The sequence below is a fragment of the Corynebacterium jamesii genome, assembly GCF_046097395.1.
Lineage (GTDB): Bacteria > Actinomycetota > Actinomycetes > Mycobacteriales > Mycobacteriaceae > Corynebacterium.
Window position 1 is genome coordinate 295,401 of the sequence record NZ_CP175789.1, and the last position, 22,713, is coordinate 318,113.

The 22,713-nt window shown below is 66.1% G+C and carries 21 protein-coding genes and 1 pseudogene; 10 read left to right on the forward strand and 12 right to left on the reverse strand.

What is annotated here, in order from left to right; all coding sequences use genetic code 11:
• Window positions 1-36: 36 nt before the first annotated feature.
• The 5 genes from ACKFRT_RS01380 to ACKFRT_RS01400 form a co-directional block, all read right to left on the reverse strand.
• Window positions 37-2,772: a hypothetical protein gene (locus ACKFRT_RS01380; protein WP_408925487.1), complete on the reverse strand. Its 2,736-nt coding sequence runs from the start codon at window positions 2,770-2,772 to the stop codon at window positions 37-39.
• The gene (locus tag ACKFRT_RS01385) at window positions 2,661-3,554 is read right to left on the reverse strand and encodes a hypothetical protein (protein WP_408925488.1); all 894 of its coding nucleotides are present in this window, start codon (window positions 3,552-3,554) and stop codon (window positions 2,661-2,663) included. Before ACKFRT_RS01385 ends, ACKFRT_RS01380 begins: the two co-directional genes overlap by 112 nt.
• A 47-nt stretch (window positions 3,555-3,601) precedes the next feature.
• Entirely contained in the window at window positions 3,602-3,940 is a 339-nt protein-coding gene (locus ACKFRT_RS01390; protein ID WP_408925489.1) for a hypothetical protein, read from the reverse strand.
• A gap of 443 nt (window positions 3,941-4,383) precedes the next feature.
• Window positions 4,384-5,946, reverse strand: a complete 1,563-nt coding sequence (locus ACKFRT_RS01395; RefSeq protein WP_408925490.1) for a type IV secretory system conjugative DNA transfer family protein — start codon at window positions 5,944-5,946, stop codon at window positions 4,384-4,386.
• Window positions 5,943-6,563: a TetR family transcriptional regulator gene (locus ACKFRT_RS01400; protein ID WP_347934067.1), complete on the reverse strand. Its 621-nt coding sequence runs from the start codon at window positions 6,561-6,563 to the stop codon at window positions 5,943-5,945. Before ACKFRT_RS01400 ends, ACKFRT_RS01395 begins: the two co-directional genes overlap by 4 nt.
• A gap of 76 nt (window positions 6,564-6,639) precedes the next feature.
• Here ACKFRT_RS01400 and ACKFRT_RS01405 point away from each other — a divergent pair, with 76 nt between their 5' ends.
• From ACKFRT_RS01405 to ACKFRT_RS01450, 10 genes and pseudogenes are all read left to right on the forward strand, one after another.
• Window positions 6,640-7,872: an MFS transporter gene (locus tag ACKFRT_RS01405; RefSeq protein WP_297667305.1), complete on the forward strand. Its 1,233-nt coding sequence runs from the start codon at window positions 6,640-6,642 to the stop codon at window positions 7,870-7,872.
• A complete protein-coding gene (locus ACKFRT_RS01410; RefSeq protein WP_297667304.1) occupies window positions 7,869-8,516 on the forward strand; it encodes an NAD(P)-dependent oxidoreductase in 648 nt (215 codons plus the stop codon). Before ACKFRT_RS01405 ends, ACKFRT_RS01410 begins: the two co-directional genes overlap by 4 nt.
• 157 nt (window positions 8,517-8,673) lie before the next feature.
• Window positions 8,674-9,474, forward strand: coding sequence for a TetR/AcrR family transcriptional regulator C-terminal ligand-binding domain-containing protein (locus tag ACKFRT_RS01415; protein ID WP_408925491.1), 801 nt, complete (start codon window positions 8,674-8,676; stop codon window positions 9,472-9,474).
• The gene (locus tag ACKFRT_RS01420; RefSeq protein WP_297667302.1) at window positions 9,399-9,800 is read left to right on the forward strand and encodes a hypothetical protein; all 402 of its coding nucleotides are present in this window, start codon (window positions 9,399-9,401) and stop codon (window positions 9,798-9,800) included. The genes ACKFRT_RS01415 and ACKFRT_RS01420 overlap by 76 nt, the downstream gene beginning before the upstream one ends.
• Before the next feature lie 241 nt (window positions 9,801-10,041).
• Window positions 10,042-10,491, forward strand: coding sequence for a hypothetical protein (locus ACKFRT_RS01425; RefSeq protein ID WP_297667301.1), 450 nt, complete (start codon window positions 10,042-10,044; stop codon window positions 10,489-10,491).
• Complete coding sequence (locus ACKFRT_RS01430) at window positions 10,488-10,679, forward strand: helix-turn-helix domain-containing protein (protein ID WP_297667300.1); 192 nt, start codon at window positions 10,488-10,490, stop codon at window positions 10,677-10,679. The genes ACKFRT_RS01425 and ACKFRT_RS01430 overlap by 4 nt, the downstream gene beginning before the upstream one ends.
• Window positions 10,680-10,845: 166 nt before the next feature.
• Window positions 10,846-11,226, forward strand: coding sequence for a relaxase domain-containing protein (locus tag ACKFRT_RS01435; RefSeq protein WP_297667350.1), 381 nt, complete (start codon window positions 10,846-10,848; stop codon window positions 11,224-11,226).
• 16 nt (window positions 11,227-11,242) lie between these two features.
• A complete protein-coding gene (gene mobF / locus ACKFRT_RS01440) occupies window positions 11,243-12,469 on the forward strand; it encodes a MobF family relaxase (protein ID WP_297667349.1) in 1,227 nt (408 codons plus the stop codon).
• A gap of 35 nt (window positions 12,470-12,504) precedes the next feature.
• Window positions 12,505-12,957, forward strand: a pseudogene (locus ACKFRT_RS01445) (AAA family ATPase); the annotation flags it as partial.
• 130 nt (window positions 12,958-13,087) lie between these two features.
• Window positions 13,088-14,416 carry an ATP-binding domain-containing protein gene (locus ACKFRT_RS01450; protein ID WP_297667298.1) on the forward strand — a complete coding sequence of 443 codons (1,329 nt, stop codon included), beginning with the start codon at window positions 13,088-13,090 and terminating at the stop codon, window positions 14,414-14,416.
• 697 nt (window positions 14,417-15,113) lie between these two features.
• Here the strand turns inward: ACKFRT_RS01450 and ACKFRT_RS01455 are convergent.
• Genes ACKFRT_RS01455 through ACKFRT_RS01485 form a run of 7 tightly spaced genes read right to left on the reverse strand, consistent with a single transcriptional unit; the run spans window position 15,114 to window position 22,437 of the window.
• A complete protein-coding gene (locus tag ACKFRT_RS01455) occupies window positions 15,114-15,452 on the reverse strand; it encodes a hypothetical protein (protein ID WP_297667296.1) in 339 nt (112 codons plus the stop codon).
• Window positions 15,453-15,457: 5 nt separating this feature from the next.
• The gene (locus tag ACKFRT_RS01460; RefSeq protein ID WP_005288889.1) at window positions 15,458-16,228 is read right to left on the reverse strand and encodes a hypothetical protein; all 771 of its coding nucleotides are present in this window, start codon (window positions 16,226-16,228) and stop codon (window positions 15,458-15,460) included.
• Window positions 16,225-17,124 carry an NADP-dependent oxidoreductase gene (locus tag ACKFRT_RS01465; protein ID WP_297667292.1) on the reverse strand — a complete coding sequence of 300 codons (900 nt, stop codon included), beginning with the start codon at window positions 17,122-17,124 and terminating at the stop codon, window positions 16,225-16,227. Before ACKFRT_RS01465 ends, ACKFRT_RS01460 begins: the two co-directional genes overlap by 4 nt.
• Complete coding sequence (locus ACKFRT_RS01470) at window positions 17,069-17,935, reverse strand: SDR family NAD(P)-dependent oxidoreductase (RefSeq protein ID WP_297667291.1); 867 nt, start codon at window positions 17,933-17,935, stop codon at window positions 17,069-17,071. The genes ACKFRT_RS01465 and ACKFRT_RS01470 overlap by 56 nt, the downstream gene beginning before the upstream one ends.
• Window positions 17,928-18,941, reverse strand: a complete 1,014-nt coding sequence (locus ACKFRT_RS01475) for a zinc-binding dehydrogenase (RefSeq protein ID WP_297667289.1) — start codon at window positions 18,939-18,941, stop codon at window positions 17,928-17,930. The genes ACKFRT_RS01470 and ACKFRT_RS01475 overlap by 8 nt, the downstream gene beginning before the upstream one ends.
• On the reverse strand, window positions 18,938-20,152 hold the full coding sequence (locus ACKFRT_RS01480; protein ID WP_297667287.1) for an MFS transporter: 1,215 nt from the start codon (window positions 20,150-20,152) through the stop codon (window positions 18,938-18,940). The genes ACKFRT_RS01475 and ACKFRT_RS01480 overlap by 4 nt, the downstream gene beginning before the upstream one ends.
• An 8-nt stretch (window positions 20,153-20,160) precedes the next feature.
• The gene (locus tag ACKFRT_RS01485; RefSeq protein WP_408925492.1) at window positions 20,161-22,437 is read right to left on the reverse strand and encodes an iron-containing alcohol dehydrogenase; all 2,277 of its coding nucleotides are present in this window, start codon (window positions 22,435-22,437) and stop codon (window positions 20,161-20,163) included.
• Window positions 22,438-22,713: the final 276 nt, after the last annotated feature.

A 22,713-nucleotide genomic window follows, 5' to 3' on the forward strand; every position in this document is an offset into this window, starting at 1 on the left:
TGCGGCGACGTCGATCTTCGTCGGCCCGGACGGGTCCTATGGCAGCACCATGTGAATGTCCAGGGCTGCTTTCCTGCCATCAGTGCTGATCAGCAGCATGTTGTCCTCGTGGGGCTTCACTCTGCGTTGGGCGACGCTCTCCGCCCGGTCGCCGAGCTGGGCTACGAAGTCCTCGAGTTCGACCGTGGGCGGGACTGGGATCGTCGCCGGTGCCCGCTGTCCGTCGTTGCGCTCGGTGATCTCCGGCGTCGGCAACTGGAGGTCCGCGGCGGTCTTGACGTCGGCGAACACGCTGAAGAGCCGCAGCATCTCGGGGACGTTGGAGAACTTCGCGAATCTCGTCTTCATGCGGAAGCTATTGCCCGTCGGGGACATCTCCATCTGGGTGACGGTCTGCCCGAACGTCGCCGCCCACGCATCGAAGGAGTCCACTCCGGCCGCTTGGAGCAGGTCCGGGCGCATATACCGCTGCATCACGTAGGCCTCGGTGACGCTGTTGGCGATCGGTGTGGCCGTCGCTCCGGTCACCACCCGTCCCCGGCCCTGGGAACGGAGGTAGTCGAGCTTCATGTGCAGGTCGGAGGCGCGTCCACTGCCCTCGATCGCCGCGTCGCGGATGTTGGATTCTGTAGCGAGGTTCTTGTACATGTGCATCTCATCGATGACCACGTAATCGATCCCGGTATCTTCGAAACACACGCCCTGGTCTCGGTCGGAGTCGAGACGGGACTTCAGCTTGTTCTCCAAGCCCAGGAGACGCCGCTCGATGCGTTTGACGCTCATCGCCTCTTCGCCGGTGGCCTTGTCGAGGACCCGTTTGACGTCCTGGACGCGCCCCTTGAGGTAGGCCTGTTGCGTTTCGGTGCGCAGCGGGATCTTCGCGAACGCTCCCTGCGTGAGCACGACCGCATCCCAGTCGTTGGCCGCGGCCCGGGCGATGAACTCCCGCCGCTTCTCGGCGGTGAGGTCTTTGGTGGACGCGGCGAGAATGCGGGCTCTCGGGTAGATCTGCAACGATTCCCGCGAGACCAGTTCGAGCATATGGTTGGGCACCACGACCACCGGCTTGGTGACCAGGCCCATGCGACGCATCTCCATGGTGCCCATGACGAACTCGGCGGTCTTGCCCGCACCGACCTCGTGGAAGAGCCCCGCGGCCGGTTCGCTGACCATCCGGGCGACCGCGGCGCGCTGATGCGGGCGCGGCGTGAAGGACTCGGCGACCCCGGGAAGGGTGAGGTAGTCTCCGGCTTCGGTGTAGTCGCGCAGCACGATGGAGTTGAAGCGCCGGTTGTACTCCTCGACGAGCGCCTGGGCACGGTCGGGGTCTTCCCACACCCACTCGGCGAAGCGTTCTTGGAGCTGTTCGGCCTTTTCCTGCGCGGCGACGGTTTCGACCTGATTGAGCACCTGCGGTTTCCGGCCGTCTCGATCTTTGACCTCGTCGTAGACCAGGAGCGTCTTCTGCTCCATCAGGGCCTGGGCGATGTCCGGGGCGGGCCGACGGTCGGTGCCCCATTCGGAAGTTGCCAGCAGGCCCTGCCTGCCGCCGCGGACTTCCCACATCCCGCTCTTGGGGTTCTCCACGCGCACGTCCGGTGCCCGCAGCAGCTCCCGGAGGAACTCCTGATGGACCTCGGCGCTGATCCAGACCGCGCCGAGGCGGGCGGTGATGTCCTCGACGCCGAGTGGGTCCGGCAGCACCGCGGTGAGCGCGTCGACATTGGCCTGGAAGGCGGGATCGGTCTCGGCACGGGAGTGGGCGGCGTCGAGCTTGTCACGCACATTGCCCGAGAGGTAGGCCGGCGCGTGAACGAGCTCGTCGGTGTCCGGGTCGGTGAACACGAGCCCGCTCAGCGCGTCCCGGGCCTCGGTCTCGTCCATGCCGAGCATGTCCGCGATCAGCGTCAGGTCGATGCCACCGGTGCGATCCAGGGACACGGCGACCGCATCGGCCGGGGTCTCCACGCCCTGGATCTCCGCCCGCGGGGCGACGACCCGCCGGGAGAGGATCTCGGCCGGCGTGGCGGTCTGGTCGGTGTCGTCGAAGTTCTCCAACGCCAACACCAGGGGCCCGAACGGGTCCGAGCGCAGCAGTCGGATGGCCCGTGGAATGACCCGGGCGTGGGTCTCCTGGCCAGCGTCGTTCGTTCTACCGGTCCGGCGCAGCGTGTACCGGTTCAACGGGCCGTAACGGCCGACGTACTTCTGGTAGGCCCGGCGCAGATCCTCACGTGCGCCGGTGATCTCTTCGGTGTCATCGGCGGTGGCGGTCTCGGCCTCGAGCAGGCGGGTCGCCTTATCGCGCAGTCCCAGCAGGGTGCGCAGTTCCGCGGTCGCGTTCTTCGCAACGGCCAGCTCGTCGATGCCGTCTTCGGTGACGGTGCCGAACCCGCTGCCGGTCTCCACGATGGTCCCGGCCCACTGGTCCGCAGGCGACGGTGCCCCGGCCACCGGCCGGGTCTGCCGGGCGGCTGGAGCTTCGGTCAGTGTCAGGCCGGTGCGGCGGGCGGTGAAGGTGATCTGGTCCAGAGCGTCGGCGAGATCCGCGTCCAGCCGGTCGAGGTCCCCGGTGACCGTGAGCGTGGTGCGCCCGTACTGGCCGGTCTCGACGCCAATCTGTCCGAGAACGTGCTCCGGGTGCTGGTCGAAGTACCGGTTCATCCGCAGGGTCTGCCCGTCCACGGTGATCGGGGCGACCGTTTCCCACAGATCGTCCCGGACCGGGTCCCCGTCGGCGCGGCGGCGCAGGATGAGCAGATCGGTGACCACATCGGTGCCGGCCGTGCGCCGGTGGGCGCCGGCGGCAGACGGAGCGCGCCGACGAGGTCGGCCATCAGGTTCATCTCCCGGCGCGCTCCTGGGTTCTGGGAATCCATCGTGTACCGGGAGGTCAGCACCGCCACCAGTCCACCCGGCCGGGTCAGGGCCAGGGACTTGAGGATGAAGTGGTTGTGCATGGAGTGCTTGTTCGGATTGTGCACCCGGTCGTGCAGCGCCACGTCGGAAAACGGCACGTTCCCGATCGTCGCGTCGAAGCTGCCCTCGGGCAGGCGGGTGTCGGCGAAGGACTCGGCGTGCACCTGCGCGTGCGGGTAGAGGGCACGGCTGATCTGCGCGGTCACGGGGTCGAGCTCGATACCGGTCATGTCCGCCGCCGGTGGTGCCAGGCCGATGAACGTTCCCAGACCGCTGCTGGGTTCGAGCACGCTCCCGCCGCGGAACCCCAGCGCGTCCAGGGCGCGCCACATCTGCCCGGCGATGGCAGGGTCGGTGTAGTGGGCGTTCAGCGTCGTCCGGGCGGCCGCGTCCCATTCCTCGCCGGAGAGCAGGGCCCGCAGCTGGTCCCGCTCCGCCTCCCAGTCAGGCTTTCGGGTATCGAAGACGTCGGGCAGGGCACCCCAGGAGGACCAGCGGGCAAGCACTCGCTGCTCACCGGCCGTGGCCGGGCGGTCCTGGTCGGTCAGGGTGCGTGCGAGCCGGATCGCGGCCACGTTCGCCTCGAACCGTGCCTTCGCCCCGGACGGGGCCAGATCCTCCCGGGAGGACGGCACGAACCGCCCCACCTCCACTAACGGCCGTGGGGCTGGGGTGGTGTCGGTTACGGGGTGCCGGTCACCTCGCGCAGGAACCTCACGTCCGCCGCCTCCCGCAGCACCTCCTGGTGCTCCCTGGCGTACTGGCCCGGGATCTCCGCGGCGAGCAGGCCCTCCAGGAACCACATCGGGATCGCCCAGTCGATCGCCTTCTGCTCCAGCTCGTCCGTCGAGTACTGCGGGTACTGGGAGTCCAGGGTCCGCTCCGCCCAGGTGATCAGGTTCTCGTCGGAGGCTCTCGTCTCCTCCCACTCCTGCCGGGCTTCGTCCAGGGGCAGGCTCGGGTCGTGAATCCAGGCCAGTTGGCTCATCACGACCTCCTCCGCGATCCGGTGCGCCGTCATCCCACGCGAGACCTCCTGGAGGTAATTGTCCTCCCTCTGGCCGGGATTCTCCAGGCCCCAGACCCGGTCGGCCTCCAGCCGGGTCGCCAGCTGTGTCACCTGCGCCTGGATCTCCTCGCCCAGCTGGGTGAAGAACGCGACCGGGTCCTCCATCGCCGCTACCCGATGCGGGGCGTGAACCATCCAGTGGTCCCTCGCCCGTGTCCCGTACTGGTTCATCGTCCTCCTCCTGTCTCGCCTCGATAGGCGCCTGCCCGGCCTCGGCGAGGGCGGTATCCGCCTCGGTCTCGCCGAGGCCCCACAGATCGAACTCGAGCTGACCGGGAGGCGGCGTGCGGCGGCGTCGGGCCATCACCACCACCCCCGCACATCGAGAAGCAGCGCACTGCCCCCACCCACCCGGGACCAGATGAGCCGTGAGGGACGGTCGTGTCGTGCGCGGGTCATGAGGCGGGGCCCTCGAGCAGCGCTTCGATCTCGGCCCGGTCCTGCTTCAGCTGGTCGGCATCGGCGCGGGCAGGCCACGGCCGCAGATACGTGAGGATCGGCGGAGCCGAACGCAGCAGCGTCACCCCGGTCCCGAACGGCAACATCCGAATCCTGTCCGGGGGCATCACCGCGACCCGGCGGATCGACCGCTGGTTCGACCGGGAGCCGTGATCGCCGAGCGTGACCGAGTCGGTGTGCTCATCGCGCTCACCGATGAGCGTGGACAGATCCTGTAGATCCCTGGAGTTGGAGGCACCGCCGAGGATGATCTTCACGATCGCGGCATCCCAGATCGCCCCGGCCTGGGCTTCGTTCCACTTGTCCCTGGCCTGGGCCAGGGATTGGAGCACCGGCATCGTCGTGATGTCCGTGCCTCCGCCCTCGGCCATCAGCGTCGGCAGCGACGGCAGGGGGCTTAAGTTCCCGATCTCGTCGCGGGCCAGCAGCAGCAGCGGCGGGTCCAGGCGGGCACCCGGGGACCGGGCGGCCATGCGGCGGGCGACCTCGAAGAGATCCTCGACGAGAGCGGCCACGAGCGCCGCCGAGGCTCCGGCTCCGGCGCCGGTGGCCAACAGGTAGAGGGTGCCCTGGTCGCGGATGAACTGCGCCGGGTCGAACTCTTCGCCCTCGCCGGGGCTGACCGCATCGAGCACGCGCGGATCGGCCAGGGCCGACAGGGCCAGGGACACGCCCTGCCAGATGCTATCACGGGTGCGCGGGTCGGCGTCGATCATCGACTCCAGCGAGTCCGCCCACCCTTCGGCGGCCTCGGGATGGTTGGTGAGGATCGCGACCGCATCGCTGGCCGCCGTCGGGTCGAGCGTCCACCGGAACAGCTCCGAGGACGGACGGTGATCCAGCGCGACAGCATGCAGCAGGGCTTGCAGGGCGGTCTTCGTCTTGCCCTCCCAGAACCCACCGGACTCGACCCCACCCGAGCCGAGCCCGGTCGAGGCGGCCAGGCCCGCGGCCCGGATCATCGCCGTCAGCGGGTCCGAACACCCCCGGATCGGTGACCAGCGCAAGCCCGCGGGCAGCCCCTCGGCCAGGTGCTGGGGGTCGAACACCGCCACCGGTCCCCGCCGCTGCCGTGCCCGCAGCGTGGCGGTGAGATTGTCGGGGCGCGTGCTGGTGGCGATGACCGCGCCGGGGGCATCCAAGACTCCGTTGATGACCACATGTAGGCCTTTGCCGAACCGGGGTGGTCCGAGCAGCAGAATCGAGTCCTCGACCGAGGCCCAGACCTGGCGGCCTTTCGACCGGCCCAGCAGATACCCCACCTCCTCCGTGGCCTGCCGACCAGCGGCAACCGGGCCGACTTCACCGCCATCGGAATCGACCGGTCCGAAGGCGACCACATCGTCGAGCGCGCCGCCTACTTCGACCTGGCCGACCTCATGCGCCAGCTCGGCCACACCGACCTGCATGTTCCCGAGGTCGACCGCCCCTAGCACGACGAGAACCAACGACAGCGGAGGCAGCAGCCTGTACGGGCTGGTGCCTCCGCTGTCGCTCACGCCGTGTCGGCGCAGGCGAGGCGACGGGCCGCTGTGACAACGGCCGCGCGTCGCACGCGATGTTCCTCCTCTGAGGGCGGACCACACAGCATCCGGGCCACCTGAGGCACCGTGGACCACCAGCCCGCGATCGAGAGCACGAACAGAATCAGGTGAGCGGCATCAATGTCTCGGGTGATCGTGCCCGCCTCTTGCCCCCCCACGACGGCAGCCGACTTGTAGCCGTAGTACTCCCTCCGCTGGGCTTCATCGGGCACTTCGCCATCGAATGCCAGAGCCTCCCAACGCAACAGGCGGATCAACTCGGGCCGTTCACGGTGGTAGTCATAGACCCGCCCGGCATAGTCCCCGACGTCCTCCCTGGCGAACGAGGCCACGGGCACCGACTGAGCGACCTGCACCAACTCATCACGCAACACCGCAGCGAAGAGCTCCTTCTTGCCTCCGAAGTAGTTGTACACCCGCTCCTTGTTGACACCCGCCTTCTTCGCGATCTGCTCGATCGTCGTGCCATCCGGCCCGCGGTCGGCGAACTCCACCGTTGCCGCGTCCTTGATCTTGCGCTTGGTTCCTTCTGTGTCCCAGGCCACAGTCTGCGTCACACTCCTAGATTGCATCTCCAACGTTGAGGTTGCACCCCACGGCCGAGCATACTAGGGTAAATTCCAACGATTGCGTTGGAAGGAGACGTGTATGCCCTCGAACCTCCCACATCCCGAAGCGACGGCCCCGGAGAGACCGCCCTCACGTGGCAGCGCCAGCCCGGACTTCCCAGCAGGCCGGGTCGCTGTCGTCATCCTGGTGGTGACGGCCCTGTTCGTCCTGACACAGCTCTACGCGGCAATCCCGCTCTTGAACCCAGTCGCTGCCGACCTGGGGGCTGATGCGACCTTCGCGCTGTCGACGAGCTTCAGCCTCACCTACGCCGTGGGCTTCCTCATCTGGGGACCGATCTCGGACCGGTACGGTCGAAAGCGAGTCATGGCCGTCGCCATCGGGGTGCTCGCGGTTGCCACGCTTCTGTGCGCGACGGCTTCCTCCGTGCCGGCGATGGCGGCACTGCGTGCCCTCCAGGGGCTCTCGGCAGCCGGGTTCGCCCCCGTTGCGCTGGCCTATCTGACCGAGGCTGTCGCTCCCAGCAGACGCGCTGGAGCGATCGGAGCGATGTCGACCGCGTTCCTGGTCGCGGGCATCTTCGGCCAGGTCGTAGCCTCCACTGTGGCGCTGCAAGCGGGCTGGTCGTGGTTCTTCGTGCTCTGCGGTGTCGTCCTCGCAATCACCTTCGTGCTGATCCTCACGCTCGTGACCGAGGCGCCCAAGCACGCCCCCTCGATTTCGCTCTTCAAACAGTTCGGCAACCTTGCGCGACTACTGGTCACGCCAGCGATCGTGCTGCTCAGCATCGCTCACGTGACGCTTCTGCTGTCCTTTGTCGCCCTCTACACCGGCATCGGACAACACCTGGAAAGCCTCGATGTGCCTGCCTCTGACATCATCCTCATCCGATTGGCCGCCCTGCCGGCGATGTTCGTCAGCCTCGGCGTCGGGGCCCTCGCGAAGCGATTCGGCATCGTTCGGGTCGCCCAGACCGGCTTCACGCTCGCCGCTGTGGGCATGCTTGGAGAAGTCGTCCTCTCCGGCACCCTGCCCGGCCTGATCGCCGCGAGTATCGTCTATGTCGCGGGCGTCGCCCTGGCTGTGCCGTCCATGATCAACCTCTACGGAGAGACAGCCGCCCCGAGTCGGGGCAGCGGGATGGCCATCAATGGATTCATCCTCTTCATCGGAGCCAGCATCGGCCCGATCGTAGGTGGCGCGATCACCAACCTCAGCACTCTGGCGATCGTTCTGGTCGCGCTTCTGGTTATTGCCGCAGTGTCCATCCTCTGCGTCTCCATGCTCAACCGAAAGGCAACCCGGTCATGACTGATGTCCTACTCCTGGGAGCTACCGGCCGCACCGGCGGTTTCCTACTGAACCATCGCCCCGCGGGTATACGTCTGCACGCAGGAGTTCGACCCGGAGACAGCACGCAACCACTCCCGGTACCTGCGCACGCCGACGATTCGCGGACAATTGACCTCGATGACCCCACCCGTATGCGAGAAGCACTCACAGGTATCGACATCGTCGTCAATGCCATCCGACTACGGGAGCAAATCCCAGCGAGAGCACTCATCGATCTCCATGACCGAATCGTCGACGCTCAAGACGAGTCCAAGCTCCCGTTGATTGTCCACGTTGGCGGAGCCGGGGCACTCCACACGGGCAACGGCCGACGCTTCTGGCAGGACCCCGCCTTTCCCACCGTGACGCTCCCGCGCGGAATCGCCCATGCCGCTCTCCGAGACCACCTCGAATCCGAAACGACGCCACACCGATGGGCCTACCTCATCCCGCCACCCAGCTACCAACCCGGGGGGCAGTTCACCGGCACCTACCGGAGACGGCAGCCCGCCGTCGACGAACGCACGTTTCTACAGTCCAGCATCAGCTACGAGGACTTCGCCCTCGCCCTTGCCGACGCGATCCGCGACCGCTGGACCGGAACACATCTGATCTCAGCCTGACCGCACCAGCTGCTGACGCATCTCCGAGCAACGATGGTCGCCGTCAAGTAGCAGCGCCCGTTGCTGGTCGGCGCGAAGTACGAATCCAGTCGCGTCTGTGCAGTCGGCAGGCTCTTGCGCAATACGTGACGCGACACGCAAGGTGGCACATCCCAACATGCCTGGCCGTTCAGGGAGCCCCCTCGACCCCAGCTTCACCCCAGCACTTCGACAAGCCGCGGCCGAGATCCTCGCCGAAGGCAACAAGCTCACGGTGCACGCCCTCTCGGAGCGTACAGGGGTAGGCAAACCGGCGATCTATCGCCGCTTTCCGAACACCGCTGCACTCGCCCTCGCCGTCGTCGCCGATCGTCTCACCGGAGGACAAGGACCAGACACAGGCAGTCTTCGTGGTGACCTCACCGCAACCCTCCGGCAACTACGCGACAGTCTCGCCGACCCCGCGATATCCGCCGGCCTGACCCTTGTCGTCGTAGAACGGCGTCTGCCTGGAGTCGACTTCGGTCGAACACTCATCGACCCCTGGTCGGACTCCATCGCGCTGATGCTACGGCGCGCAGTCGAACGTGGCGAGATACCTCCGGGAGTCGATACCGAGGCCGTATTCCTTCTCCTGCTCGGGCCCCTTCTGCTACACGTGATGCTGCCCGAGCGTCCCGCGCTCGACGATGACTATCTCGAGTGGTTCGCCCAAGCCGTACTGGACGGCCTGGGGTATCTCCCCGAACTCGCGCATCCCCGGTGTACCAGCCAGCGCATCCTCGATGCCGCAGGAGCCGAGTACGCTGCTCACGGCTTCCACGCGACCACCTTGGACCAGATCAGCGAGCGAGCAGAGGTCGATCCCCACGAGATGCACGCCCGATTTGGCGACAAGAAACAGTGGCTCGCCTGCTCCTGGACTATGAGCGCACAGCATGGTCGACATGGGAGAAGACGATCCGCGGCCGATCACTGACTGGCGTCTCCGCCGTCCGCGAACTCCTCCTACTTGCCGCCAACCACTACGCCACCGATCAACGCCTCCAAGGCGCAGCCAGGCTCGCCGTCGAATCTCATTACATCGACCCACGCCGTCCGCATCCCTACAAGCGCCAACTCCAGGTATTGTACCGAACGGTAGGCCGGAACCCATCAGGCCTACCCGACGGGACAACCGCAGACGGATTCATCGCCACTGTCCTCGCCACCTTCGCCGGCCTGACCACTGCGGTGAACGGCCAATGGACCGACCTCCCCGAACGGATCAGACAGTTCTTGGATCTACTCAAGACCGCCACTTAGGTGAAGCACCTCACCGGCTCTTTCCGCGCGTATCCGATGCCAACCCTCCCTTCACTTGGAGCGATCTTGCGGGCCTGCTCCGTCCCGTCCCCGTCTCTGGCGAAGGAGGTCTCGCACGGAGAACCCTGGTCGTACCTGGGGCGGTCGAGGTCGATGAGGACTGGCGGTCACCGCGCTGGTAGATCCCCAGATTGCCACGCATGTCGCGGACCCGACGCCTCGCACCCGTCGGTTCACATCGGTGTGCGTCGGTGCCCACGTGCTCGCAGCGACGGGACGGCTCGACGGCAAGCTGGCGACCACGCACTGGTCGACGGCCCAGCAGCTCGACGACGAGCATCCCAAGATCATCGTCGACGCCGACCCGATCCACATCCGTGACGGGGACGTGTGGACCGGTGCCGGTTTCAGCTCTTGTCTGGATCCCGCCCTGGCGCTGGTCGCTGATGACTTCGGTGAAGCACTCGCACAGAAGGTTGTCCGCCAGCTGGTCGTCTGCCTCAAGCGCCCCAGCGGGCAGAGCCAGTTCAGCGTGCCCTTGGGATCCGCATCGACCACACGGCGAGTGGACGAACTGCGCCACTACATCCGGGAGCATCTGGCCGAGCCGCCCACCGTCGCCGAGCTCACCGAACAGCTCCACGTCAGGACTGGCAACTCACCCGAATCTTCAAGACCGAGCTGGGCATGACCCCAGCCGCCTACCTCGAATCAGCCCGCCTGGAAGTCGCGCGGTACCGGCTGGAAACCAGTGACGCCACCCTCACCCGCATCGCAACCGCCTGCGGATTCGGCACCGTCGACACCCCCACCCGCGCCTTCCGCCGAGCCCTCAACGTCACCCCGGCCGAATACCGCGCCCGCTTCCGCATCCACTGACCAACCCGATCCAGCCTCTCGTCGGCGCTCGCACCGTCCGATGCCCAGGGCGCCGCACTTCCTAATACCCCACACACTGTTGGCACCTCGGGTGCTGGGGTGCGCTGGCGCGCACCTGACCGCCAAGGCGGTCCACCATCGCGACCGCCTCGAGAGGCGGTGCGTGATGGTCATGACCATCCGGGTGATGTCGTCGGGGCGCGGCTACGAGTACCTGATGAAGTCCGTGGCCACCGGCGACACCGCGCGCGAGTCCGGTACGCCGCTGACCCGCTACTACACCGAGACCGGCTGCCCACCGGGCACCTGGCTCGGCTCCGGCCTGGACAGCCTCGACACCGGCCACGGTCCCGCCCTCGCCGACGGCGACACGGTCACCGAGGAGCAGCTGGAGAGGCTGCTCGGGCAGGGCGTGCACCCGCTGACCGGCGCGAAGCTCGGCTCCCGCTTCCCGCGCTTGCGGCCGCCGGCCGAACGGATGGCTGCCCGCATCGACCAGCTCGACCCCCGCACTGGATGCAACACGGCGGCAGAACGCGATCGATGAGATCCGGGCCGAGGAGATTGCGCGCAAGCCGAAGACTGCTGTTGCAGGGTTCGATCTCACGTTCTCGCCCATGAAGTCGCTCAGCGCCCTGTGGGGTGTTGCAGACGCAGCGACACAGGAACTGATCGTGCAAGCCCATCACGCGGCGATGCGCGACACGCTCGCGCTCCTGGAGCAGAGGGTGTCTGCAACCCGGGTGGGCAAGGGCGGTATCGCGCGCATGCCGATCACCGTAGTGATCGCGACCGCGTTCGATCACTACGACAGCCGCGCCGGGGACCCGCAGTTGCACACGCATCTGGTCGTGTCGAACAAGGTCCAGGGTGTTGACGGCCGGTGGCGGACGCTGGACTCGCGGACCCTGCACCGGGCCACGGTCGCCCTGTCCGCGTCGTATAACGCGTTCCTTACCGACCACACGGCGGCCCTGGTGGGGGTGAACTGGGTGGAGGTCGATCGCGGAAAGGACCGGAATGTCGGGTGGGAGATCGACGGTGTGCCCGCGGGGCTGATCGCGGAGTTCTCCCGCCGCACCATCGGCGGGTCCGGGGAAGGGATCGCGGCCGCGACGAAGCGGCTGATCGAGGAGTACGTGGCCAAGCACGGGCACGCGCCGTCGAAGACGACGATCACGCGACTGCGCCAGCAGGCAACCCTGGAGACCCGCCCGGAGAAGGAGTTGCGCTCGTTCGCCGAGCTCACCGCCGACTGGCGGAACCGCGCCACCACCCTGCTCGGCGAGAATGCAACAACCTGGGCGCGCGAGCTGCGTGCACGCGGTCTCGCTGAGATCCCGTTGCAGGCGAGCGACCTGACACCGAAGCAGCTGGGCGAGATTACGGACGTGGTGATACGCGAGGTTGCCGACCGGCGGGCGACGTGGACGCGCTGGCATGTGCACGCCGAAGCGATGCGGCAACTCATGCCCTTGCGCTTCACCACCACCGCCGAGCGCACCAGAGTGCTCAACCAGATCGTCGAGCACGCCGAGGCCGCGTCGGTGCGGCTGACCCCGGCCTATGACCGCGCCGTACCGGAGGAGTACGTGCAGGCGGATGGGGCGAACCGGTTCCAGGGCGTCGATCAGGTGATGATGACCAGTCAGGACATCCTCGACGCCGAGGCCCGCCTCCTCACCCACGGGCGCGCGAAGGACGGCCCGCGCCTGCCGGACCGGCTGGTGAAACGGCATGTCGCCCGGAAGGTCCAGAGCGTAGCCCCGCTGCGGATCAGGCGGGGGTGATCACCGCGATCGCGACGTCCGGGCGCGGCCTCGATGTGCTCGTCGGGCCGGCCGGTGCCGGGAAGACTGTGGCGCTGCGTGGCCTGCACCGGGCCTGGACCGCCCGTCACGGGAGGGACTCGGTGATCGGTCTCGCGCCGTCAGCGACCGCGGCTGAAGTCCTCGGGGAATCGCTCGGGGTACAGGCGGAGAACGTGCCGAAATTCCTCTACGAACACGACGAAGGCCGGTGGGATCTGCGGGCCGGGCAGTTGGTGATCGTCGACGAGGCCTCCCTCGCTGGCACCCTGACCCTGGACAGACTCGCCACGCATGCTGCCGAGGTCGGAGCGAAGATCGTGCTGGTCGGGGACTGGGCACAGCTGTCCTCGGTGGAAACGGGTGGGGCGTTCGGGATGCTCGTGCGCGCCCGCCGGCGGGCGCCGGAGCTGCACACCGTGCGCCGGTTCGTCCACGACTGGGAGAAGGCCGCCTCCCGGGATCTCCGGCACGGCAAGCGAGCGGTGCTCGACACGTACGAAGAGGAGAGGCGGCTCCATGACGGGGATCTCGAGGCGATGCTCGATGCCGTCTACAACGCCTGGCAGCACGACCGCGATCAGGGGGGTGTCCACGCTCATGCTCGCCGGGAACGCGGAGATGGTCGCCGAGCTCAACCAGCGTGCCCGCGCCGACCTCATCGCCGCAGGCCTCGTGCACGAGACTGGGGCGGCGTTGCACGACGGCACCACGGCCGGAGTCGGCGATCTCGTCGTCACCCGCCGCAACGAACGCCGCCTCGCAACCGGGAAGTCGTGGGTGAAGAACGGAGACCGCTGGCACGTCATCGCTCACCGGAAGGACGGGGCGCTGGTGGTGCGACGGCTCGGCGAAGGTGATACTCCGCGCGGGCGACGGCTCGTGCTGCCCGCGAAGTATGTGCGGGAGCATCTCGAGCTCGGCTACGCGTCCACGGTCCATCGCGCTCAGGGCTCGACCGTTGACACCGCGCACACCCTCGTCGACCCCGACACCGCCTCCCGGGAACTGCTCTACGTCGGACTGACCCGCGGCATGCACGAGAACCACGCCTACATCATCCAGCCGGACCCGCACGAGATCGAACCCCACCTCGACCCGCCCGAGGAACTCACCCGCGTCGAGCAGCTCGCACGGGTGCTCGCTCGCAGCGACGCCGATCTCTCGGCCACCGAGACCCGCAAATTCGAGGCCGACAAGCACGCTTCCCTCTCGACACTGCTGGACGAGTACGACCTCCTCGCCCGCGAAGCCCAGGCCGACCGGTGGGAAGCACTCCTCGACGTCGCGCCCTTCGCTACCGGGGAGATCGCCGACGAGGTGTTCACCAGCCCGTACTACGAGTACCTTGAAGCCGCCCTCGCCCGGCACGAGGCCACCGGCCACGACGTCACCGCGGCCTTGACCGCGCTCGCCCCGCAGATCCAGCCCGCCGATGACGACACGGACCCCGCCGCCGAACTCGCCGCGTGGCTCGATCGGGTCACGCTGAACCAGGCTGTTCGCCGCAGCGGGAACCGGCACCGCGTCGCCGGGCTCATCCCAACACCGGCCGAGCCTGTCTCCGAAGACATGCGTGCCGCCCTCGCGGAGCGGCAGGAGCTCGTCGAATCGGCTGCGGGACGGCTGCTCCACTACGCGATCAGCGAGGGCGAGTCGTGGATCAAGCGGCTCGGCGCACCGGGAGATGACGCACGGTCCCGTACCGTGTGGATGGGGCACGCCACGACGGTCGCCTTGTATCGGCACCGCTACGGCATCGCTGATCCGAAGCCCCTGGGAGCGGCCAAGAGGATCACGTCGGCCCAGCAAGCTGTCGAGTACCGGTATGCCTCCGCTGCGCTCCGCAGAGCCCAGGCGAAGGAAGCACCCTCCCCCGTACGACCATCCCACAGCACTTCCAGGAAAGACCTGAGTCGCGGCCTATAGCCAGAGGCATGCTAGGACTTGGGCGCCGCTCCGTCCCAGCTGCGTCGTTTCGTCAGATGCCACGAGCCGCACAAGGGGCATTCATAGATACGCAACGGTCCAGCATACCGTGATCGACGCAACGCCACGCGCGCGGCCTCGCCGTAGTCGCCATACTGACGCTTGCCGGTTTCGGAGCACAGCGGGCTACGACGCGGTGGGTGTCGCTTCTTCTTGGGATGCCGAGCCATACCTCCTCCGCTTTCCACCCGTGGAAGTCACTGGCCGTGCGAGTGATACTCCTGTTCGACTTCGTCCTTGACTTCTTCCCACCACTCGCGATGAGTCTTGTACCACTCGACCGTTTGCTGGAGTCCTTCGCGGAATTCAGTGTATCGAGGCGCCCAATTGAGTCCTGCCTCCAGTTTCGTGGTTCAAGTGCGTATCGGCGGTCGTGCCCTGGCCGGTCTCGAACGTACTCGATGTCTTCCTTGTCGCGTTCCATTATGTCGAGAATGGCCCTGGTTGATTCCCGCTTCCGTCAGCACCTGGAATCCTGCGGTCGAATCTTCGAATCCCAGGCAGTGTCGAGAGTCGACTGCGAGGCGACGCGTGGCCGCCAGGAACCCTCCCGGTGATGGTTTCCCTTCGATCACATCTTCTACACAGATCGTGACCGCGGGGATAGGCAGCCCCGCGCCGCAGAGCCGGGCTTCCATCACCATTCTGGGGCTGCAGTCACGACTGCCCACTGATTCTTGGGAAGTGCGCGCGTGGGGGCTTCTGCTCCCGGTACCGGCGTGATGGTCCCGGATGCGGCGATCTCGCTCCGGCGGATGGTGTCGAGTTCGTTGGCGATCTGGGCGTCGGTCATCGTCGGCATGATGGCGGCGAGGATGTCGCGGCCGCGCCGCCCGGGTAACAGCGTGCGGACCTTTTCGAAGTCGAGGCCGTGCCGGTCTGCGAACCCGTGCCACGCCGCCTCGATAGACGGCGTGGAGAGGACAAGTGTGTCGTCGAGATCGAACAGTAGCGCGGAGCATTCCAAATGGGTCATCGGAGCTACTTCGCTTTCACGTCTGCGATGTCTGACGCCCACGGGGTGCCGGAGAGCACGAGTGAGTGTCCACCGACCTCATCGATGCCGCGAGGTGACTCTTGTTCGCCCACCCCGTGTTCGAAGAGTTCGATGTTGAGGCCGCTTGCGACGACCATGGCCATTGTCGACGTACAGGCCACGTCGATGCCGAACTGACGGCGGGTGAACGCCTCGTCCACCGTCAGTGAGGTGCCGAGCACGTACTGTGCACCAGCCTTCTCCGTTAGGTTGGCGATGCTGGAGTCGAGATTCGCGACGCTGTATCCGGCATGGTCGAGACCGCGGATACCGGGCAGCGCCCCGGCTCTCTGTCGTGGGTGCTCGTGGTACAGGCGTGCGTTGTTCTCACGGGTGTAGGCGGGCGGGTCCGGCCACTCTTGAAGCTCGAAGAGGCTTCCCCAGGGCGACCGGAAGTAGATCCACTTATTGCCTTGGATCGGACCGTCTGGTGTCTCGATGATGTCGCCGAGAGCCTCGGTGCCGGGGAGGCCATTGATTCGGTCCACGACCTCGTTGATCCCGTCGACACGGAAGCACAGGTGGAGCGTTCCCAGATCGGTGATCGACGGTGGCGTTCTGCGTGCTGCGCGGCAGGCCGTGAGCCTGACTTCCACGCCCGGATCGAACGCAAAGACGGGTCCACTACCTGTCGGCCCTCCGACAATGGAGGCCAACCACCGAGCGGCGGCGTCGACGTCGGGGACGGCCAGCGTGATCTGTTGCGGTTGGCTCATGGGATCAGCAGCACCTTTCCGCGGAGGCCGCCACGTTCGAAATCGCTATGAGCGGCGGCAGCTTGCGAGAGCGGATAAGTCCGTCCGACAGGTACAGAAAGTGTGCCCTGTGCCAGCTGATCTGCGATCTCGGCGAGCTGTCGACCGTTTTCCTGGACGTAGCTCTTCGTCGGGGTGATTCCGCGCTCGGGCTGGGGCTGGGTGTTGTCGGCGATGGAGATGAACTGGCCGTCATCGCGCACGCTCGCGATGGCTTCTGCGATTCCGGCGGTGTCGATGACCGCGTCGAATGTCGCGTCGGGGAGACTGTTCGTGGAGTCGTAGACTGCCTCGGTGCCGAGGGCTGTGAGGTCAGTGGTGTCGCTGAGACGAGCCAGTCCGTTAACCCGATGTCCGGCCTGCAGTAGCCACTGCACGGCGACTCGTCCGACCGCTCCGGCCGCCCCCGTGACGAGAACGCGTGCCTTATCAGGCAGATCAAGCTTGCTCAACATCTGCGCGGCCGTAAGTACGGTCAGGGGCGCAGCGGCGGCCTGCTGCATGCTGACCCCGGTGGGGACGGGTGCGAACAGCTCCTGGGGTGCGCTCACGTACTCGGCGTAGGTTCCCTGGTCCCGCGCTGGTTGCGCGACCATCCCCATGACCTGGTCTCCTTCACGGAACCGTGACACGTCGGAGCCGACGGCATCGACAGTTCCGGCCACATCCCAGCCGAGAATTACAGGGAAGCTCAGGTCCATGTTCAGGAACCCGGATCGGGTCTTCACGTCGACGGGGTTGACGGCTGCCGCTCCTACCTTCACCCGAATGTCGCCAGGCCCGACGTCTGGTGTCGCAATGTCAATGATCTGGATCTCCGAGGCGGATCCTGTGTGGTGGATTGTTGCTGCTTTCATGAGTGTGTCCTTTCGTGGAGGTGATCGGTGTGGATGCGGCCTTGGCGTTTTCTTCGGCGGCGGTGAGCATGAGGCCCCCGTCGACGTAGAGTGTCGCTCCCGTCATGTACGAGGCCTCGGGGCTGAGGAGCCAGGCGACTGCGTTGGCGATCTCGGCCGGTTGGCCGACTCGCCCCATCGGAATTGCCGGACGTTCGACGATTTCCCCGTCCGAATCTTGCGGGGTTCCGTTCATCGGGGTCGCTGTTTCTCCGGGCGCCACCAAGTTCAGGCGGATGCCATGTTCGGCGAACTCGAGAGCCAGAGCACGAGACGCTACTGCCAGCCCGCCCTTGGAAGCGCAGTACAGCGTTCCTCCCGTTATCGGGATCTGGTCGTGTACCGATGTGACGGTGACGATAGAACCGGTGACGTCGTTGGCCACGAAATAGCATGCTGCTGCCGAGGACAGCAGGAGGGGCGAGGAGAGGTTGACGGCTATGACCTCTTCCAGGCGAGCGTAGTCGAGTGCCAGCGCTGGCGATCGGTCATTAACCCCTGCGTTATTGACGAGGTGGTGAACGGGTCCGAATTCCGCTGTGAGCTCGTCAAATCGACTCGGAATGTTCCTCGGGTCGGTCAGGTCGATGTGTACGGGAACTGCCTCACCCACGTTGCTGGTATTCAGGGTGTTGCAGAGCTGCTCCGCCCGTGAGCGTCCGGAATGGTAGCCGACCAGCACTCGGGCGCCGTCGTGGACGAGTCGCCGGGCGATGGCGCTTCCGATTCCGCTGCTTGCACCTGTGACAAGGGCAGTACGCTGCTCATCCAATCTTCAGCACCACCTTCGGCCGTTCGCGAGGCTGCTCGAGCCTTTCGAACGCCGCGCTGACCTCGGTGAGCGGATAGACGCGGTCGACAAGCTGGTCGATCTGCTGTGGATGCTGGCGGATGAACTCGGCTGCCGCGGGATAGTGGTCGACACCGTGCCGGACGCCAAGGATGCTCTGTCCGTTGAGTGCGAGTTCGGAGACGTTGAGCCGCGTGTCTGCGGACGGGACGCCGATGAATACGGCGCAGCCGCCGACTTTGAGGCATGTCAGTGTCTCTTCTGTTGCGCTCTGGGCTCCTGAGCATTCCCACACCGCGTCGTAGAGCTCGCCGCCGGTACTGGGCAGACCGGTGACGGTCTTGATGCCCAGGTGTGCGAGGTGAGCCGGCGAGGTCGGATCGAGGACGACAACCTCGACCGGGTAGCTTGCGAGCACGAGCGCGGCGAGACTACCCATGGTTCCTCCGCCGATGACCAGGATGCGGTTGCCCGGTGAGGGGCACAGCTTCGCGATCCCCTCGAGGACAGTGACTAGTGGTTCGACGAGGACGTGGCCGGGGCGTGGTTCGGCGGAGTCCGTGTCGTCGAGAACCGTGAGTGCGGGTGCGGGCATCGTCAGGAGTTCTGCCGCGGCACCGGCGTGGTCGTACAGGCCGACCTCCCTGACACGGAGGCAGAGATTCTTGTGGCCGGATCGGCATGTGGTACAGGTGTGGCAGGAGAGCATGGTGCTACCGGTGACGACCGTTCCGCGTTTGAGGTGGTCCGCGTTTGGGCCGGTGGGAGGCTCTTCGATGGTGCCGACCCACTCGTGTCCGAAGTGGTGCGGGTAGGTGGTCTGCCCGGCGCGGAGGTACTTCGATGTCCCGTGGTAGAGCTCGAGATCGGAACCGCAGAGCCCCACGTAGGCGATCCGTATCAGCGCTTCATCTGTGCCCGCCGGCACAGCGTCTGGAATTTCGCGGGGTACGGCGGCTCGCGTGCCAGTGAGGAGAGCTGCCTTCATTCTGCGCTCCCGTCACGTACGCGAGAGGTGCTCGCACGGTTGGTGATCCACAGAAGTGCCGCAGCTGCGAGGGCGAGGACGGCGCCGATGGCTGGGAGGACGCCAATCCCGAATCCGAAAGACAGGGCGGTGGAGCCAATCCAGGCTCCTGCGGCGTTCGCGAGCTGGAATCCTGCGATGTTCACCGTGGTGGCAAGGTTCGGGGCATTGCTTGCCGCGCCGATGAGCTTCGACGTCAGCGGGGGAATGATCGAGAACCCAGCTGCCCCGACCACGAACATCCACGGTGCGGCGAACCAGGTGTGGTTGCCGAAGAGGAAAAGTAGGAGAAGTGAAAGAGCGAGCGAACCCAGTGCGATGTACAGCGTTGCGTTCATGTTCCGGTCTGAGAAGTAGCCGCCGAGCATGTTGCCAGCGATAGACCCCACGCCGAAGACGAAAAGGAGAACGGTGATGACATTGGGGCTGAATCCGGCATGCTGCCCGAGGTACGGTGCGATGAAGGTGAAGAGCACAAAGAGCCCGGACTGGCTCAGCATGGTTAGGCCAAGAGCGTTGAGGACCTCGCCCTGGCCGAAGACCCGTACTTCTGCCGAGATGCTGCCCGAGGTGCGCTCTGGTGCTCGTCGCGTCGTCAGCACAAGAGCGACGGTGACGAGAGTCTGGATGCCCGCAATGATGAGGAACGAGGACCGCCATCCGTACTGGTTGCCAACCAGTGTTCCCAGGGGGACGCCCAGTACCGTCGCGAGATTGAGCCCGAGTGTGATGCGGGAGATGACGCGGCCCTGGAATTCGGGTTCTACGAGTGTGGTTGCGAGAACGAGACAGAGTGCGAAGAACGTCGCGTGCGGCAGCGCGGTCATCACCCGAGCGATGACCAGTACGGGGAAGTTCGGTGCGACGGCGGTCAATATGTTGCCGACGATGAACAATGCCATGAGCACGAGGACCAGGGGGATGCGTCGGACGCGGGAGGTGATGATCGTCAGAAGCGGCCCGCCGATGACGACGGTGAGGGCGTAGACGGTCACGAGGAGTCCGGCGGTCGCTTCCGTGACGGCGACATCGCTGGAGATCTGGGGCAGAACACCGGCCACGAGGTATTCGACGGTTCCGACCCCGAATACTCCCAGGAGCATCCAGGTGATGGCGAGGTTGATATTGACGGGGGTCTTGCTCGTGGTGGACTCGCTGGTATGTGAGTTCATGTGTTTTCCTATCCGTGGTAGCGAAGAACTGCGCAGCTCCAGGTGAAACCTGCGCCAATTCCGATCAGGGCGACGTGGTCGCCGGGTGTGAGTGCGGATTCGCTCCGCAGATGCTGCAGGCCAAGGAGGGGGTCGGCTGCACCGGTGTGTCCGATCTGCGAACCGAACCGGCTGGTCGTGTCCGTGGGTGCGAGGCCGAGGGGTTCGAGACACTGTCGGCGTAGCAGCGTCTCGCCGAAGTGAGGGACTGACCATGCACGAAGAGCGGCGAGGTCGATGCCAGCGTCGTCGAGGGCCTGGTCCACAGATCGTTGGACTCCTTCGGCGTTTGCCTTCCAGAACGATTCGAGGCCATAGGTGCGTGCGTAGTCGGCTGACCTGGCGCGCATGCTGAAGGGGAGCGGTTCTCGGTACTCCGGAAGATCTAGCGGAGCGTTACCGCGATGCATCTGTTCGAAGCGTGAGTTCTGTGTCAGCGCGGTCGACAGCACCTGGAACGGCCCGGCGGATCGTGTAAGAACGATGGCAGCACCAGCATCGCCGTATGCCAGGCCCGAGTCTGTGGCCCACCGGTCAAACATGGGCAGACGCCACACATCTGATGCGGTGAGTATGCCGTAGCCTTCATTATCGAGGCGCCTCGCGAGCAGGTCGATGCCGACGATGGAGCCGGCGCACGTGTTGTGGATCTCGATAGCGAGAGTCTCGGGGAAGCCGAGCTCATTGCCGATGTAGGCGCCCCCGTTCCATGCCTCGAGGCCGGTGTGGAGGGCGACTGCGTGAACGATGAGCTCAGGGCTCGCTTCTGTTGGGTGCTCCGCGCCGTACTCTTCCAGTGCGACGCGGCCTGCACGAACCGCCATCACCGGAGCGGACTCCTCGGGCTGTCCCACGGCGGCGCTGACTTGTCGCGATTTCTCCAGTTCATCCTGGGTTAGACGCCCGGCTGTGACAGCGTCGGCGGCTGTTTCCACGGTGCTGGGCAGGTAGCTTCCGAGGCCTCCGATGTAGAGGCTGTCCCACCTCATGCCTTCAAGACCAGGTCGTATTCGGGCTCTAACGCTGTGGCGATATCTCCTGCCTGCAGCTCGGCGACCGTCCGCAGGGTGTGCAGAGCGTGCGCGACTTCGTCGGCGGACACATCGTTGGCGAACTCGTGATCGCCGATGCCTACGGGGCAGCGGGATCCGCTGTTGTCCGCCGCGGTGACGCACCGTGTCGGCCAGGGCGGCGTCGAGGACACCGGGCTCTTCGAGTGAGCTGTTCCAGATGGGCAGGTCAAGAGCCTGCATCGTGGAGAGCACGTGGGCCAGCTCGTGGTGCGTCATGCGTCCGCGGTGGAACGACAGGACGCTGGACAGTGCCATGTCGATGCAGACGGCTTCCCCGTGGAGAAGCTCAGGCAGTGCCTTCATCTCCACGGTCGGGCTGAAGGTGTGGCCATAATCGACGCACCGCTCCAAGTTTGCTTCCCACAGGTTGGGCTGGAGTTCTTCGAGCATCAGGTGAATCGAGGTTCCGATGATGTCGTCTGCCGCGTTTGCGAGGGCGGGGGTGCTGCCGACGAATCCATCGTCGAGGGTGGCGCGTCCATAGGTGTCTAGGAGCGACATCAGGCGGCGGGACTTGATGAGCGCGATCTTGAGGATCTCTGCCATACCGTTGGACAGGTGCCGCCGATTGAGTGAGCGCAGGAAGGAACGATCCACGTAGGTCACGGCCGGGGTGGCGTAACTGCCGATCTTGTTCTTTCCCGTGCCGAAGTTCACTCCCGTTTTCACACCGACGCCGGCGTCCACGAGGCCGATCAATGTGGTCGGAATGCGGATGTAGGGCGTGCTCCGGCGGTAGATGCTGGCGGCGAAGCCCACGATGTCGAGCAGCACCCCTCCGCCGATTGCGATGACGGGCTCGCTGCGGCGGTCGATCCCAGCCGCGGCCATCGTGCGGATCACCGAGTCGACGGAGTCCCAGTTCTTGACCATCTCGTGGGCCTCGAGGACGTGGTACGTGGCCTGCACGCCGTGGCGGGTGAAGTATCCGCGGACCTGGTTCCCGTAGAGCTGTTCGACGGTTTCGTCGATGACGATGAGCCGTCGCGAACGCTCGTCCGCGGCGGGGATCGCACCTGCCGTGGCCAGCGTGGGGTTCGTGACGTCGAAGAGCGCTTGCGCAGCGACTACGTCGTACGTGACCTCGTGGACTGCTCGCACGGTCCAGCGGTCGACGCCGTCTCGAGTGGTCGCTCGCGACAGTCCTTCCTTCTGGGTGTGACGTTCTGCCATCTGGGTCTCCAAGTCTGTTGGTGTTCGAGCTAAGCCGCGTGCCAGGGGCATGGAGGTGCTCAGGCGCCGTGGCACAACGACGCCGACGGTTGTCTGCTCAGGGGGGCGGGGCGTCCGGTCGGCACAGGAACTTCCCCCGTACGAGGCTAGCATCATTCGTGGAATGATCGCTACACGAGTGTGAGGATGATGACCCCGAGGCGAGCATCACATACGTCTCCAAGGAAGCGGCGTATGATTGTGTCGCCCGATGACATGCGATGGGAGGCGGTCCCT